The sequence below is a fragment of the Dyella kyungheensis genome (assembly GCF_016905005.1).
Classification (GTDB): domain Bacteria; phylum Pseudomonadota; class Gammaproteobacteria; order Xanthomonadales; family Rhodanobacteraceae; genus Dyella; species Dyella kyungheensis.
Window position 1 is genome coordinate 338,734 of the sequence record NZ_JADIKC010000001.1, and the last position, 15,232, is coordinate 353,965.

17 protein-coding genes are annotated in these 15,232 nt (G+C 65.7%); 4 read left to right on the forward strand and 13 right to left on the reverse strand.

Going from position 1 to position 15,232, the window contains the following annotated elements; genetic code table 11:
• Nucleotides 1–12: 12 nt before the first annotated feature.
• A complete protein-coding gene (locus tag ISP20_RS01655; RefSeq protein WP_204634315.1) occupies nt 13–2,193 on the reverse strand; it encodes a PAS domain S-box protein in 2,181 nt (726 codons plus the stop codon).
• A gap of 272 nt (nt 2,194–2,465) precedes the next feature.
• Complete coding sequence (locus tag ISP20_RS01660) at nt 2,466–3,284, reverse strand: alpha/beta fold hydrolase (RefSeq protein ID WP_338030953.1); 819 nt, start codon at nt 3,282–3,284, stop codon at nt 2,466–2,468.
• A 470-nt stretch (nt 3,285–3,754) separates the two neighbouring features.
• On the opposite strand from ISP20_RS01660, the gene ISP20_RS01665 reads away from it, so the two are divergent.
• A complete protein-coding gene (locus tag ISP20_RS01665; RefSeq protein ID WP_204634317.1) occupies nt 3,755–3,994 on the forward strand; it encodes a hypothetical protein in 240 nt (79 codons plus the stop codon).
• Between the two features lie 137 nt (nt 3,995–4,131).
• Here ISP20_RS01665 and ISP20_RS01670 read toward each other — a convergent pair whose 3' ends face one another.
• On the reverse strand, nt 4,132–4,290 hold the full coding sequence (locus ISP20_RS01670; protein ID WP_204634318.1) for a hypothetical protein: 159 nt from the start codon (nt 4,288–4,290) through the stop codon (nt 4,132–4,134).
• A 288-nt stretch (nt 4,291–4,578) separates the two neighbouring features.
• On the opposite strand from ISP20_RS01670, the gene ISP20_RS01675 reads away from it, so the two are divergent.
• The gene (locus tag ISP20_RS01675; protein ID WP_204634319.1) at nt 4,579–5,778 is read left to right on the forward strand and encodes an aminotransferase class V-fold PLP-dependent enzyme; all 1,200 of its coding nucleotides are present in this window, start codon (nt 4,579–4,581) and stop codon (nt 5,776–5,778) included.
• 21 nt (nt 5,779–5,799) lie between these two features.
• Here the strand turns inward: ISP20_RS01675 and ISP20_RS01680 are convergent, their stop codons facing one another.
• The 10 genes from ISP20_RS01680 to ISP20_RS01725 form a co-directional block, all read right to left on the reverse strand.
• The gene (locus ISP20_RS01680; protein ID WP_204634320.1) at nt 5,800–6,594 is read right to left on the reverse strand and encodes an SDR family NAD(P)-dependent oxidoreductase; all 795 of its coding nucleotides are present in this window, start codon (nt 6,592–6,594) and stop codon (nt 5,800–5,802) included.
• Nucleotides 6,595–6,687: 93 nt separating this feature from the next.
• On the reverse strand, nt 6,688–6,894 hold the full coding sequence (locus ISP20_RS01685; RefSeq protein WP_204634321.1) for a dodecin: 207 nt from the start codon (nt 6,892–6,894) through the stop codon (nt 6,688–6,690).
• A gap of 104 nt (nt 6,895–6,998) precedes the next feature.
• Nucleotides 6,999–7,919: a GTP cyclohydrolase FolE2 gene (gene folE2, locus ISP20_RS01690; RefSeq protein WP_204634322.1), complete on the reverse strand. Its 921-nt coding sequence runs from the start codon at nt 7,917–7,919 to the stop codon at nt 6,999–7,001.
• A gap of 38 nt (nt 7,920–7,957) precedes the next feature.
• Nucleotides 7,958–9,268, reverse strand: coding sequence for a S8 family serine peptidase (locus ISP20_RS01695; protein ID WP_204634323.1), 1,311 nt, complete (start codon nt 9,266–9,268; stop codon nt 7,958–7,960).
• 10 nt (nt 9,269–9,278) lie between these two features.
• Nucleotides 9,279–9,920, reverse strand: coding sequence for an anti-sigma factor (locus tag ISP20_RS01700; protein WP_204634324.1), 642 nt, complete (start codon nt 9,918–9,920; stop codon nt 9,279–9,281).
• The gene (locus ISP20_RS01705) at nt 9,917–10,501 is read right to left on the reverse strand and encodes an RNA polymerase sigma factor (RefSeq protein ID WP_204634325.1); all 585 of its coding nucleotides are present in this window, start codon (nt 10,499–10,501) and stop codon (nt 9,917–9,919) included. Before ISP20_RS01705 ends, ISP20_RS01700 begins: the two co-directional genes overlap by 4 nt.
• Before the next feature lie 66 nt (nt 10,502–10,567).
• Nucleotides 10,568–11,326 carry a TorF family putative porin gene (locus tag ISP20_RS01710; RefSeq protein ID WP_204634326.1) on the reverse strand — a complete coding sequence of 253 codons (759 nt, stop codon included), beginning with the start codon at nt 11,324–11,326 and terminating at the stop codon, nt 10,568–10,570.
• A 175-nt stretch (nt 11,327–11,501) separates the two neighbouring features.
• Entirely contained in the window at nt 11,502–11,858 is a 357-nt protein-coding gene (locus ISP20_RS01715; protein ID WP_204634604.1) for a c-type cytochrome, read from the reverse strand.
• A gap of 61 nt (nt 11,859–11,919) precedes the next feature.
• Complete coding sequence (locus ISP20_RS01720) at nt 11,920–13,254, reverse strand: cytochrome C (protein WP_204634327.1); 1,335 nt, start codon at nt 13,252–13,254, stop codon at nt 11,920–11,922.
• Nucleotides 13,255–13,301: 47 nt separating this feature from the next.
• Nucleotides 13,302–13,919: a cytochrome b gene (locus ISP20_RS01725; RefSeq protein ID WP_204634328.1), complete on the reverse strand. Its 618-nt coding sequence runs from the start codon at nt 13,917–13,919 to the stop codon at nt 13,302–13,304.
• Nucleotides 13,920–14,141: 222 nt separating this feature from the next.
• On the opposite strand from ISP20_RS01725, the gene ISP20_RS01730 reads away from it, so the two are divergent.
• Both ISP20_RS01730 and ISP20_RS01735 read left to right on the forward strand, forming a co-directional pair.
• A complete protein-coding gene (locus ISP20_RS01730) occupies nt 14,142–14,579 on the forward strand; it encodes a sugar 3,4-ketoisomerase (protein WP_204634329.1) in 438 nt (145 codons plus the stop codon).
• Complete coding sequence (locus ISP20_RS01735) at nt 14,564–15,229, forward strand: acetyltransferase (RefSeq protein ID WP_204634330.1); 666 nt, start codon at nt 14,564–14,566, stop codon at nt 15,227–15,229. Before ISP20_RS01730 ends, ISP20_RS01735 begins: the two co-directional genes overlap by 16 nt.
• Nucleotides 15,230–15,232 lie beyond the last annotated feature (3 nt).

Below are 15,232 nucleotides of genomic sequence, written 5' to 3' on the forward strand. Positions count from 1 at the left end.
CGCTGCCGCGATTCAGCGCCCCTGGTAGCCGCGCTCCCGCCGCACGCGGTAGAGCTGGTTGTCCGCGCTGGCCAATGCGGCATCGAGCGGCGTGTCGCGCAAGCGGATGGCGTGGCCCATGGTGAAGCGGATGGGGGCGCTTGCACGCGCAGCCTCCAGACGGCGGATGATCGCCGCGGTTTCCTGTTCGCCCGCGTTGGGCAGCAGGATCACGAACTCGTCGCCGCCGGAGCGGATCACGATGTCGTTCGGGCGCACATGCATGGTGAGGAAGTGGCCCATCGCCACCAGTACTTCGTCGCCCCGCTGATGACCATGGGTATCGTTGACCGACTTGAAGTTTTCCAGGTCGATCATGATGCAACCCCAGCGTTCGTCGCGCTCGAGCTTGTCGGCGATCTGGCTCAGGTAGCGGCGATTGAACAGGCCGGTGAGCGAATCGCGCACGCTCCATTCGCGCAGCTGGCTTTCGTGGCGCATGCGCTCGGTGACGTCGAGTGCGTGGCCAAGCACGTAGGGTTCGTCGTTCTCGATGTCCAGCGAGTTGTGGTACTGCCAGGCCAGGCTGCGTCCGTCCTTGGCCTTGATCTGCAACAGGCCGTGCGCCACGCCCCGTGTGGTGACGCGATGGAGATACTCGTCGAACATGCCATGCAGCGCCGGTTCCATCAGCTCCTTGAATGGGCGGCCGAGCAGCTCGCCCATCGAATAGCCCAGCGATTGCGCCGCCGCGGGATTGACCGAAAGGATGGTGCCGTTGAGATCGTGGGTGCAGATCAATCCCAGGCTTTCCTCGAATAGCTTGCGGAAGCGATGCTCGCTGCGCTGCACCGATTCCACCGCCTGCTTGCGCGCGGTGATGTCCTGGATCGCGCCGATCAGCAGGCAGGGTTTGCCGTGATCGAATTCGACCGCGCCGGCGGCGCGCACCCAGATGTGGCGACCCTTGGCGGTGATCATCGGCAGTTCGAGATCCCAGCCCTTGCCGTCCTCGATGCCCTTGGTCACCGCTTGCTGGATCTGCTCGCGCGCTTCGGGGGCGTAGTAGTGCACCGCTTCGCTCAGCGTGGGGTGGTGGCCTGCCGGCAGATCGTGGATGGCGCAGGTCTGGTCGGACCAGGTGAGCTGGTTGGTGACCAAGTCCAACTGCCAGCCGCCCACGCCGGCCACGCGGCCGGAGCGATCGAGGAAGGCCTCGCTTTCGTGCAGGCGGCGCTCCATCCGCTTGCGCTCGGACACGTCCACCATGGTGCCGTAGATCCACAGCGGCTGGCCGTCGTCGGTGCGGCTGATCACACGGCCGCGCAGCAGGCCCCACAGCCAGTGCCCGTCCTTGTGCCGCAGACGCGCCTCGCTCTCGAACAGCGGGCGTTCGCCGCGCAGGTGTTCCTGCAGGCGTTCGTCCATCTGCGGCAGGTCGTCGGGATGGGTCAGGCGGCGCTGGGCGCCCTGGATGATGCCGCCTTCGTCTTCGCGGATGTCGCGCCATACGCTCGATGAAAGCAGGTCGAGATCTTCCAGCGCGTAGCCGAGGATGCTGGCCCATTGTTCGTTGAAACGCATTTCGCCGGTCTGCACGTTCCATTCCCAGGTGCCGGCCTGCGAGGCGTCGAGGATCGCGGCGAGGCGCGTGCGGTCGTCCATCAGCAGGCGGTGCAGCAAGGCTTCGCGGTGCAGCGATTCGCCGCGTTCCAGCGCCGCCTTGCGCTGTTCCAGGGCCTCGGCGGCGGCGCGCGCCAGCTGGCGGAGAATGGCGGCGTGTTCGTCCGGCAGCTGCCGGGGCTGGCGATCGATGACGCACAGCGCACCCATGCGCAGGCCGTCGCTGAGCGTGATCGGTGCACCGGCGTAGAAGCGGATACGCGGGGCGTCGGTGACCAGCGGGTTGTTGGCGAAGCGCGGGTCCATCAATGCGTCCGGCACCACGAAGGGGCGGTCGTCGAGAATGGTGTACGAGCAGAACGCCACGTCGCGCGAGGTTTCCGTGGGGCCATCCAGGCCCACGTTGGACTTGAACCATTGGCGCCGATCGTCGACCAGGGTCATCAGCGCGATCGGCGCACCGGTGAGCAACGAGGCGGCCTTGGTAAGTGCGTCGAACAACGGTTCGGCCTCGGTGTCGAGCACGCCGAGCGAGAGCAGGCGTTCGAGCCGTCGTTCTTCATCGTGTGAGCGTGGAGCCGGCACTGCCATCTGTCTCCCGGGAATCGTGCGCCAGACTATCGGACGATCCTTGTCGAGTCACCGTGGCTCCGGTCACAGGCCGTGCAGAGGGCGCGCTGGCAGCGGGGGCGGTCGACCAGCGCGGTGGAAAGCACGCACCACGGCAACGCCATCGGTATATCGATGGCGATGTGAACGGCGTGAGGAGGGCGTGTGGCCGAAGCATCGGACACCGGCACCGGCAGGCTGCCGGTGCGCCCGGGAAGCAGCCCCCGGAGCGAGCGCAGGGGCTGCCCGGAGGATCAGCTCTTGAAGAACGCCAGCATGTCCTGGTTGATCGCCTCGTGGTGCGTGGTCGGGGCGCCATGAGGGAAACCGGGATAGATCTTCAGCGTCGCGTTCTTCAGCAGTTTCGCCGACAGCACGCCGGCATCCTTGTACGGCACCACCTGGTCGTCGTCGCCATGCAACACCAGGGCGGGCTTGTCGATCTTCTTCAGGTCGTCGGTGAAATCCGTTTCGGAGAACGCCTTGATGCAGTCGTAATGGGCCTTGGTGCCGCCCATCATGCCCTGGCGCCACCAATTGTCGATGATGCCCTGGGAGGGCTTGGCGCCAGGCCGGTTGTATCCGTAGAACGGACCCGAGGCGACGTCGATGTAGAACTGCGCACGGTTGGCCGCGAGCGCGGCACGGAAGCCGTCGAAGACTTCCAGCGGCGTTCCCTCGGGGTTCTGCTTGCTCTTCACCATGACCGGCGGTACCGCGCTGATCAGCACGATCCTGGCCGTGCGCTTCAAGCCGTGCTTGGCCACGTAGCGCACCACTTCGCCGCCGCCGGTGGAATGGCCGACGTGGATGGCATCGTGCAGGTCGAGTTTCTCGGTGAGCGCGGCCAGGTCGTCGGCATAGTGTTCCATGTCGTTGCCGTCTTCGGTCTGGGTGGAGCGGCCATGGCCACGACGATCATGCGCGATCACGCGATAGCCCTGGGCGAGGAAGAACAGCATCTGCACATCCCAGTCGTCGGCGGACAGCGGCCAGCCATGGCTGAACACGATGGGCTGGCCCTTGCCCCAGTCCTTGTAGTAGATCTCGACGCCATCTTTGGTGGTGATCATGCTGCTGCCCATGTGCTTTCACCTGTTGGTTGTGTTGCGCGGGACGGGAGCCTGGCGCCGGTGACGCCAGCGTGTGGGTTGAAGCGTTCGAGCGGGAACCAGCAAAGCAGACGCGCACGACAACGCGAAGACACGTTGATCTCCCCTGCGCGAATGTCCCTGTGGCTGGTGTTCCGTTTGGATGGCGTGCGTCGCACAGCCAACGCCGGGCGGGTTGTCGGCTGCAAAAAATTCGACGCGGCTGGCACGTGTTTTTGTGGGAGCGCACTGGTGCGCGACAGAAAGTTGGCAGCTCGCGCCGCGATCCGGCTGTCGCGCACCAGTGCGCTCCCACAGAGGGCAAAAGAGTCCTCTTTCACGGGTGAAATCAGCGTCAAGCGCGAAGGCTGCAGGGCGACGCCTGCCACATGAAATGAAGGAGAAAGGCGACGGTGCCACGGTGCGCGAATCGAAGCAGCGGTGCAACGATCGTGCGTTACTCCAGAGAACAACTGGCGAGCAGGTTTGCCGAACTCGATGCGGAGTTGATCCGCCTGGCCATGCTCGATGCCCCCGAGGAAAACCTCTGGGCGGCGTTCGAACAACTGGCCCATGTTCCATCCTCGACCATCGAGCCGGCGGATCGCCGCTGGTGGTGGGAGCAGGTCTACACCTTGATGGAACGCCACGGACTGACCGAGCTCACTCGCCGCGCGTCCGGCGGACGCTGAAGTCAGGCGAGAGGGAGTTTCATCGAGCCCCGGGAGATCCCGGGGCTAGTCTTGTGAGGGCGGCCGGGTGAGCGGGCCGTCATCTGTTGCGGCAACAGATGCTGCGACGATCAAGAGCGCGTGCAAGCTTCTTTTCCTCAGCCGGCCGGCTGGGCCGTTGCGGCGGCGGGCGCTGCGCTCGCCACGGAGGCGTTGGTGTAAACGGCGGGGGCAGCGATCATGGCGCCCAGGGTCAGCACGCAAACCAGCAGGCAGGCGGCGAACAGGCTGTGCAGCATCAGGTTCTCGAATTTCATGGTCGTACTCCTTGACGGGGTTGGGTGGCTTTCACTGGGTATATGGCAAGGCCCGTGCCAACCTCGAATTTCGCTGAAAAGCCGCGCCGTTGAGCCATTTCGGGAAAGTGCTGCGTCGTGCATGCAGTGTCCGCGGACGATGTCCGGACAAGCATCGCGGACTGCGGACACAGCACGCGGACGTTTTCGTGCAGACGGTGTGAATGCGTAACGCGCGAATTCCTCCGGGGCGTGCGCGTAATCCGTTGTGCTAGCGTCGCCATCTTTCCGATGCATGGAATACGCGCAGTGCCGCCCGTTGCCACTCCCCTGTTGTCTCCCGATCTGTTCGACCTGCCGCCGGAAGTGCTGTGGCTCTCGCACTGCAAGGATGGCCTGCTGCCGCGCGCTTCCGCCGAAGCGTTGCGCGCGCTGCTGGGCACCGAGCTGCGGCCGTGGGAGCTGCAGTGGAACGAGGATTTCCTGGACGTGCAGCGCGCATTGCGCGAGGTCGGTGCCACCTTGCTTGGCGTCGATGCGCGGGACATCAGTCTGGTGACGTGCACGTCGAGTGGGCTGGAAGCCGTGGCGCTGGGTTATCCCTGGCAGCACGGCGACGAGGTGCTTATTCCCGTGGGCGAATTCCCCAGCAACCGGCTGCCGTGGCTGGCGCTGGCGAGCAAGGGCGTGAGTTGCACGGAAGTGGCCTTGTGGGACGGCCATGCCGCGCAGCCTGCCGCTGTGCCCGATGCCTCGATCGAACCCGAACAACGTCTGCTGGCGGCGATCACGCCGAGCACGCGGGTGATCGCGGTGTCGTGGGTGCGCTACCAGGATGGCATTCGTCTCGATCTGGAAAAGCTCGGGCGTGGCTGTCGCGAGCGAGGCGTGCATCTCGTCGTCGACGGCATCCAGGGTGCGGGCACGATGGCGACCTCGTTCGATGGCGTGAGTGCGTTCGCCACCGGTGGACACAAAGGCTTGCTTGGCTTGCAGGGTCAGGGCCTGCTGTGGACCGATCACGCGTTTCGCCAGCAGCTGATTCCGCTGGGCACGTGGTTGTCGGCACCCGATCACTTCTCGCAGGGCGGCACGCAGACCGTCAGCGATGCGTTGTGGGCCGACGACGGACGGCGACTGGAAGCAGGCAGTCCGTCGATTCTCTCGTGCGCGGCATTGGCGTCGTCCATCCGCCTGCTGGTGGAAAGCGGCGGCGCGGCGGCGCTGCAATCGCACATCACCGGTTTGCAACGCGCATTGCTGGCGGCGCTGGCCAAGCATCCGGCGTGGGCGGCCGAAGCGCGTCGACTCGATGCGCTGGTGCAGGCGGGCCGGGTCGGTTCGACGTTGTCGTTCGCGCTGCCGGCGGAACGTTGCGCGGAACTTCTGCGCAACGCCGAAGCCCGCGGCATCAGCACCAGCACGCGCGAAGGCTATCTGCGCATCGCGCTGCACGGCTGGCACGCGGCCGGCGATATCGATCGCTGCGTCGCGTGGCTGTTGTCCTGACGCCAGGCGCTGCCGCGCCGCTCAGGCGATCGAACGCACCACGCCGCCATCCACGCGCATGGCCGCGCCGTTGGTGGCCGAGGCTTGTTCGGAAGCGAGATAGACCGACAGGTTGGCCACTTCCTCCACCGTGGCAAGACGCTTGAGCAGTGACGAGGGGCGATGCGTCTGGATGAAATCGCGCTCGACCTGGTCCTGCGAAATGCCCTGGTCCTTGGCGATCTTGGCGAAGAAGTCGCCGACGCCTTCGGAGCGCGTCGGCCCCGGCAGGATGGCATTCACGGTGACGCCGGTGCCGGCAAGCGCTTCGGCCAGGCCGCGCGAGACCGCCAGCTGCGCCGTCTTGGTGGTGCCGTAGTGGATCATTTCGGCGGGAATCTGCAGGCCCGACTCGCTCGACACGAACTGGATGCGACCCCAGCCACGCCTGGCCATGCCCTGGGCGTAATGCCGCGACAGGCGCACGCCGCTCAACACATTCACTTCGAAGAAGCGCATCCAGTCGTCGTCGGGAATCTCGAAGAACGGCTTGGGCTCGAAGATGCCGAGGTTGTTGATCAGGATGTCCGTGTCCGGCACCTGGGCAATCAGCTGGCGTGCGCCTTCCGCGCTGCCCAGGTCGCTTGCCACGCCGGTGAGCCTGGCTTTCGGCACGGCGCTCTTGATCGAGGCGATGGCCTCGTCCACGCGCGCCTGGGTGCGGCCCGTGACGACCACCTGTGCGCCGGTGCCGGCAAGGCCGCTGGCGATGGCCAGGCCGATGCCCGCGGTGGAGCCGGTGACGATGGCCGTGCGGCCGCTGAGATCGATATGCATGCAATGACTCCAGCAGGAAAGTTCGCATCGTGGCACAGCGCGACATGCCTGCTCGCGATGAGCAGGCGCATCGCACAACGATCCACGAGAGGGTTATTCGAGGGTGAAGCCGACTTTCAGCGTCACCTGCCAGTACTCGACTTTGCCGTTATCCACATGACCGCGCGTTTCGATGACGTGGAACCAGCGGATATTGCGCACGGTCTTGGACGCGTGGGCGATGGCGGTGCGGATGGCGTCGTCGCAGCTGGTCTTGGAGGAGCCGGTGAGTTCGATGGACTTGTAGACGTGCTCGGACATGCGAGGGGTCTCCACAGGGGCCATGCCGGGTCGCAGGGCGTCCGCTCAAGTCGATACCCAGGCTCGCCAACAAGGTGTGAAGGCGGTCGTGGAAAGTGTTGCTGCTAGCGCCCCTGCTTGCTCGCAAACGCCACCGCATCGTGCGCATGCAGGCTTTCCTGGTGCTCCAGGCGCACGTGGAAATCGGCGAGGCGGTCGTCGGCATCGAGCGCGCGCTGGATGCGGCGTGCGGCGTCCTCGCAGAACATCAGGTTGCTGCCATTGGCGAGCGCGAAGGCCTGCTCGTCCTCGCGTTTCACCGCCGTCTGCACCGGCGTGCCCAGCGCGGCTTCCACCCGGTCGATCAGGTCGATCACATCCAGCGGTGCATCGTGGGCGAGCCGGGCCGAGACGTGGGCGATGCTGCGCTGCGCGTGCGGCGTGGCCACGATGCCTTGTTCGCTGCCCAGCCAGGCCAGCACCTCGGCGTGCGGCACGCTCGCTGCCGGCGGGAAATCCTCGGCGAAGCGCTGCTGGATCAGCTGGCGCGCGAGCGCGGCGGAGGCGGGGCAGGTGGAGGAATAGACGATGTCGGTCGCCAGTGTCACTGCGAAGCCGTCGTGGCCCAGCGTGGCCTCGATGTTCACCGGATAGTTGCGCCAGCCATGGTGATCGCTGCGCAGCGCCTTGCGCCGCACCAGCTGATCGAAGCGCAGCTGGATGCGCGCGCGGTCGGCCAGCTCGTGATGCGACTGCAGGAAGGCGCGCAGCAGACGCTCCAGCGTGAACGGGCTGAGCGGCGTGGCGCCGAGGTATTCGTCGATCAGCAGGTACAGGCGCGACATGTGGATGCCGCGCCGGTCCGTGCGCACCAGGTTGACGAAGGCATCGATGCGCGCATGCACGGCTTGCGTCGTCCCGTCCCCTGCATCGATGCGCACGGGGGCGACGATACCCGCCATGCCGACCCAATCCAGGGCACCGCCAAGATGGGGCTGGACGGCGACGTCGGGGAGGCGGGAGGGAGCTTCGGCGTTTTGCTTCACGGTGGGGATCCGCGATGGTGGGGAAGGGAGCCGGCCCGTCAACGCCGGGTCGAGGCGAGGTTCTTGCGCAGCGCGGTGACCGCCGCAGCGGCATCCACCTGGCGCATGCCGCCCACCGTCTTGCTGGTGCTCAGCAGCAGCTCGCGGATGCTGTGCGCATCGAGTTCCGGCGACAGCGCAAGCAACAACGCAACGATGCCGCTCACGTGAGCGGCAGCCATGGACGAGCCGGAGGTGAAGTCGTAGCCCCCGCCGGGTTGGGTGGTGAGGATGTCGTTGCCCGGCGCGCTGAGCACATCGGGCGGCGCAGGCTTGGCCCCGCTCACCCGCACCACCAGTACGCCGGGCGCACTATCGGGGAATCCTCGCGTGCTGCCGTCGGGCGGCAGCGCGGCCACCACGATGCGCCGCTGCTCGAGCAACTGCATCAGCAGTTTGTTGAGCAACGGATCGGCGGGGCCGCCGAGACTTAGATTGATCACCCGCGCATCGGTATCGAGGATCGCCGCCATCGCCTTGGCCAGCGTGAAAGAGTTGCAGCGCGCGCCGGCTTCCACCGTGGTGGGATACCAGCACGCCTTGTAGATGCTGAGGATGGATTTGGGCGCGATGCCCACGATGCCCACGTGGTTGTCGCCGATGGCGCCGATGATGCCGGCCACTTCGGTGCCGTGCGGATCGCGGTTGAAGGCGGGTGGGTCGTCGTCGACTTCGTTGCTGACGTCGTGGATGCGGCCCTGCAGGTCCGGGTGCGCGGTGTCCACGCCGGTGTCGACGATGGCGATGTGCACCGCGTCGCCCTGGCTGGTGTTGTGCGCCAGCGCGGCATCGGTTTCCACGAAGCCGCGCTGCAGGTCGGCGTACGGATCGTTGTACTTGTGTGGGCCGTCGGCGTTCTGCGCGGAATACACGGTGTAATCCTGCAGCGGCTGGGCGAGCGCCACGCGTTCGTCCTTGGCCAGGGCGGCGAGCAGATCCTCGCGGCTCATGCCGGCCGGCGGTTCGAGCACGATGCAGTAGAGGCTCAGCGCCTTGATCGGCCAGCCGGTGACTTCACGCCAGCCGTAGTGCTCGCGCATGTTGGCGAGCATGGAGATGGCGCGCTGTCCCGCGCCGTAGTTGGTCGGCGGCGCATAGCCGAGCATGCTGGAACCGGCATGCGTGGGCGGCGGCTCCTGCGGGTTGGCGACGGCAAGCACGATGTCGCGGGCGCTGTTCATGGCGGCCACGTGGTCGCTCGACGTTGCCGACGGCGTGACGGTGGTGCCTTGCTGCGATGCCGGCCGCGAAGGAGCGCACGCACTCAGCACCGTCACGGCCAGCAGTAGCAACAACAGACCCGGTTTCATGGACACGTGTTCACGGGCTGGTGGTGGCCGGTTCGGCGAGGCGGATGCCGTGCGTCGCACGCAGCTGCTGCAGCGTGTCCTGCGTGGCCGGCGCATGCGCCGGCACCACCGTATAGGCACCCACGTCGTTCGGCCCGCCGACCACCTGCAACTGCAGCGAATGCAGCAGCGTGTTCCAGTCGGCCAGTTTCATGTTCGCATCCGGCACCACGTGGATGGCGCCGGGCATGGCCGCCTGGGCCGGATCGCTGAGCGTGCGGTAGGTCTGCGCCGCATCTTCGGACCACAGCTTCACGCCGAGCACGCCGATGCCGAGCGCCTGCACCAGTACCGCGGCGACCAGCGCGCGGGTGAACCAGGTGCCGCTGCGCACGCTGCGCGCATGGCTGGTGGTCTGTTCCGTTTCCGCCGCATCAATGCGACCCAGCAGGCGCTTGAGGCCGACCTCGGGATCGAGCTCGATCTCGGTGGGCAGGGCGAGTGCAAGCCGCAGCTGGCTCTGCTGCGCGAACTCTTCGCGGCAGGCTTCGCAGCGGGCAAGGTGATCGGTAAGCCAGGCGCTCTGCTCCTGCGAGGCGCTGTCCTGCAGCACCCACGGCATCGCTTCCCAGGCTTGGGCACAATCCCTGTCGGTATCCTTCGTCAACTTCATGGCACGCTCTCTTTCTGCGTGAGCTGGTCACCAGCCAAGGCTGGAAGTACGTTTCGTAATTTCACTCGCGCGTGGAACAGCCGCGCCTTCACCGTGCCCACCGGGCATTGCATGATGGCGGCCACGTCGTCCAGCGTGTGGCCCACGCCGTAGACCAGTTCCACCACCACGCGCTGGTCGGCCGACAGCCGTTCCATGCCCTTGCTCAGCCAGTCGCGCAGTTCGCGGTCCTCGCCGGGGTCGTGGGACGGCAGGCGGTCTTCCGGCAGTCCTTCGTCGTCCACCGGCTCGTCGCCACGCTGGCGCAGCGCCTTGAGGCCGCAGCGGTAGGCGATGCCGATGATCCAGGTCGACACGCGCGACTCGCCCTTGAAGCTCTCGGCCTTCTGCCACACCACCCAGAAGCAGTCGTTGATGACTTCCTCGATCAGGTCGGCCCGTCGCGTCAGCCGCGACAGGAACCGGCACAATCGTCCGTGGTAGCTGCGGTACAGCGTCGTCAGCGCGGCGCGGTCGCCCGCCGCCATGCGTTGGAGCAGCAGGCGGTCCGTCTCGTCAGCGTCGATATCGGCATCTTTCATGGGTAGGACGCACGCATCAGGTATTGCTACGTAAGTGCCCGATCAGGCCGAAATGGTTGCCGTGGCTTAGAAATCGAACGAAATCGTGGCCACCCAGGGGGAAGCGGCCAGATTTTCCGCCCGCATGGCGTGGTCGACGATCATCCGGTCCAGCTCCACGTGCCACGGTCCGTGGGCCCAGATCAGGCCCAGGTGGCCGTAGCCATAGGAGTTTACGCGGTCGCCGCCGTGATAGCCGTAACTGCCGCCCTGGCCGTTGGCGTAGCTGCGGTAGTAGGGCACCTGGGTCTGGGCATAGCCGGCGCCGGCGGAAAACGAAAGATTCCACGGCAGCGGCCAGTGGAAGGCCACGTCGGCGGCCCCCCGCAGCCGGTTGCTGGAGCTGCCCGTGGGGTAGATGGCCGATACGCCGAGAGTGAGCACGTCGCGGTAGATCCAGTTGACGCTGCCTTCCGTACGATTGAACGCGCCGCCGCCGCGTCCGGGGTAGTCGTAGTAGACGAGCCCGGCCTGGAATTGCCAGTCCGGCGCGATCCGCCAGTAGCGGGAGGCCTGCACGAAGGCCTCGGCCGGCGGCGAGACGTCGCGCAGCTCGGCGCTGGCCGAGGCGCCGAACGACCAGCCCGAGGGCAGCGCAATCGAGACGGCGCCTTGCAACACGGCGGTGTCCTGGGTGATCGCCAGGCCGCGATCGACCAGCTGCGAACTGAGCGCCACCGTGCCGTTGACCGTGCTCGATTGCGCCTGTGCCGCCCATGGCAGCCCGGCGCCCGCGGCGATGACCACGAGCGCGATGCGACGACGAAGCTGTCGCGTGAAGGCCATGTCAGTCGTCCACGGCCCTGCGCCGCGGCTTCTGTATCGCCGCGGGCAGAAGAGCCCGGCAACCGCTGGCTAAGAAATCGACCTGCAACATCCGTCCTTTGCGTAAGCCGCGTTGGCGCCGTCCAAGGTTAGTAGCAGGCAAGGGATGGTGTACACGCGAACATGCAACAGGGCGTCAATGGTTCGATTGCAGGTAGCTGATCAGGTCGTCGAGCTGTTTGGCATTGTCCAGGCCCGGATACTTCATCTTGGTGCCCGGGTTGGCCTGTTTTGCAGGCTGCGACAGGTACCAGTGCAGCTTGTCTTCGGTCCACACCCATTTGGCGTTCTTGAGCGCGTCGGAATAGTTGTAGTCGCCGATGCTGCCCGCATTGCGCCCGACGATGCCGAACAGGCTCGGTCCCTTCTTGTTCTTGCCTTCACGGGGACTGTGGCACTCCGAGCATTCCTGCTTGAAGACATCCTTGCCGGCGTCCGCATCGCCGGCCAGCGCGGGCAACGTGCCGGCGCCGTAGAACAACAGTCCTGTCATCAAGGCGCAGTGCGCCGCTCTCCCAAATCGTGTCTTGCTCACTTCGGGGCTCCTGGTTCGGTCAGAACGCAACACTCGCGCTCAAGGTGAATGCATCGAGGTCTTTCGCATTGGTGATCAGCGCACCCACCGGGGCGCCGAAGATGTTCATGCTGGCGCCGTTGAAGCGGGTGTAGCGGTACCAGGTGCCGGCGATCTTCAAGTTCGCCAGCGAGGTGAACGAGTCGTCCTTGCCGAACGGCGTCCAGTACAGGCTGATCATGTTGGCCGTGCTGTCGGGCTTGCCGAATGGCGGATAGCGCACGGGGTCCTGGCTTCCGGTGCTGATCAGGTGCGCTACCTGCAACGCGTAGCTCTGCTTGAAGGTGTACGTCACGCTGAGTGTCTGGTCACGCGCATTGCCCTGCGATTTGGCCGCGATGCCGCCGACCACCGGCGTGCTGCCGTAATCGCGCTGCTCCAGGATGTTGACGTAGCTCACCTGCACGATGTGTTCGCGATTGCCCAGGAATTGGTAGGTGAGGTCGTAACCGAGATCCGTGATGTCGTCGCTGGGCGCATTGCGCGGCAACTGCCGCTTGGTGGTGAGCGCCACCACGCCGGCGGAGAAGAACTGCCGCTTCAGGTCCTTCATGTACGCAAAGCGGAAATAACCGGTGTCGCTGAGACGGCCCGGATCGCTGGCCGGGTTGTAGCCGAGATGGTCGATCATCGAGGTCGGCATGGTGTTGTAGGTGCCGATCTCGCCGTACCAGTCGTTGTCGTAGAGCGCGTACACGCTGCCGCCGATCACGCGGTTGTACAACGTGTGGGCACTGGACAGGTTCAACAACGTGCCAGAAACGGCCGGCGGCCCCAGGGACGATGCATACGGCAGGGCGGCGATGGGGTCATCGAAGCCCGGACTGTTGTTGATGGCAACGCCGACGGTGGTTTCCTTGCCGGCGATCTTCAGGTCCTTCGCCACGAAACGCAGGTCCAGGTTGCTCAGCTTGGTGTTGTAGTGATCGTCGCCGATGTTCTCCGTCACCACCTTGACGAAGCCGCCCAGGTGATCGCTGATGCGGCCGGCCAGATAGACGTCCGCTTCGCTGAGCTGGGTGGTGCTCTCGCCGCGCTCGGGCACGTTGCGCGAACCGGTGATCTGCGCGGCCAGCGGGATCTTGGTGCCCTGGCCATCGGTATCGGTATAACCGTTGAGCTTGAAGCGCATGCCGTAGGGCGTGAGCGCCGGACCATAGGCGCCGGCATGGCAATCCGCGCAGGCCGAACCGGTCTGGCGCGCATACGCGGGGATGGCATGCGCGCTGTTGCTGGCGAACATCAACAGCGCAACGAGCAGCAACCAAGGTGCATAGGCGGCGCGCCGCAGGCGCAGGGGCAGAGAGGACGACATAAGAACTCCTTGTCTCGATAGGGTGCGGCTGGCGAAAACTCCGGCACTCATCGGCGGCGACGTCCCGGCAACATCATGCGAAGCGTGCGGTCGCGCAGCACGAAGTGATGCCATAGCGCGGCGCCGATATGCAGCGTGATCAAGGCGAGCAGCACCCAGGCCACGTCCTGGTGCCACACGGTGAGGCTGTCGGCGAGGTCGTCGTCGCTGGCCACCAGGGCGGGCAGCGTGATGCCGAAGAAATGCACCGGCTTGCCCTCGGCGTTGCTGAGCGCCCAGCCCAGCAGTGGCTGCGCCAGCAGCAGGACATACAGCGCCATATGCGTCGTGCCCGCCGCAAGCCGGATCAAGGCCGAGGCGTTGCCTTCGCTGGGCAGCTTGCCCACGCGGAAGCGGAACGCGACGCGGGCAAGAAAAAGCAGCAGCACGAACAGGCCGAAGTGGCGGTGCCCTTCCAGCAGCCACATGCGCAGGCTGCGGCCATCCACTTCATCGCGGGTCAGGATCAGGGCGGCGGCGATGGCCAGGAACAGCGCGGTCAGCCAGTGCATCCACACGAGCGCGCGAGGGCGCGTCGGCGCTTCGTCAGCGGTGTCTGCGGCGACGCCGGGGGGCGGCGTCGTGTCGGCAGTCGTCGTTGGCGGAGTCTCTTTCTGCCATTCCATGTCGGGGCCTCTGAACCTCACCGCGGGTCGTTCACATCACGCGCTTTCCCGCCGCCTGGACATGCGGGGGCAAGTGACGCACGCGGAATGAAACGAGCTTTGTGGCGGTAAGTGCCCCATGGGCACGGAAAGGTTGTCGCGGGCGGAGACGCAACCTTTAACGATCGGTCAGGCACTCAGTGACAAGAGCCGTCGTCGACACTCTTGAGACCGGATGACCCCATGGAAATCGAACGAGTTCAACTGCAACCACATGGCGATCACGGCGGCATGCTCATCGCATTGGAGCAGGACCGCAACGTACCTTTCGAGATTCGTCGCGTTTATTACATTTTCGCGACGCAGCGCGACGTGCACCGCGGCAAGCATGCGCACCGCCACCTGCACCAGCTGGCGGTGGCCGTGCGCGGCTCGGTCACCTTCCTGCTCGACGATGGCAGCGGCCCGTTCGAGGTGGTGCTGAACGATCCCTCGCAGGGCCTGCTGATGGGCCGCATGGTATGGCGTGAGCTGTACGACTTCAGCGACGACTGCGTGCTGATGGTGCTGGCCGATCACCTCTACGATCCCGCCGATTACATCACCGACTACGATGAATTCCTGCGCGAAACGCGCGGCATCGCCTATGCCACGGAACTGGTCGCATGCCAAAGCGCCTAGTCCTGATCGGCGCGGGGGAGATGGCGCAGATCGCCTGCGAATACTTCGAGCACGACAGTGATTACGAAGTGGCGGGCTTCAGTGTCGAGCAGCAATACCTGACGGATACCACGCTGGCCGACCGGCCGGTGGTGCCGTACGAGGCGCTGGAAACGCATTTTCCGCCCACGGAGTACGAGGCCTTCGTGGCCATTCCGGCCAGCCAGCTCAATCGTCTGCGCACGCGCTTCTACCTGGATGCCAAGCGGCGCGGCTATCGCTTCGCCACCTACGTCAGTTCGCGCGCGTTCGTCTGGCGCAACGCGCGCATCGGCGAGAACAGCTTCATCTTCGAGAACAACGTGATCCAGCCGTTCGTCAGCATCGGCAACAATTGCATCCTGTGGAGCGGCAACCACGTCGGCCACCGCACGGTGGTGCACGACCATGTGTTCGTCGCCTCGCACGCGGTCATCTCGGGTTTCTGCGAAATCGGCGAGAGCAGTTTCGTCGGCGTCAACACCACCTTCAACGACCACGTGAAAGTGGCCGCCGACAACGTGATCGGTTCCGGTGCGCTGGTGCATCGCGATACAGAGCAAGGCCGCATCTATGTCGGCTCGCCGGCCAAGGCGGTACCGGACCGTTCCAGTTTCGACGTGAGGCTCTGAGCG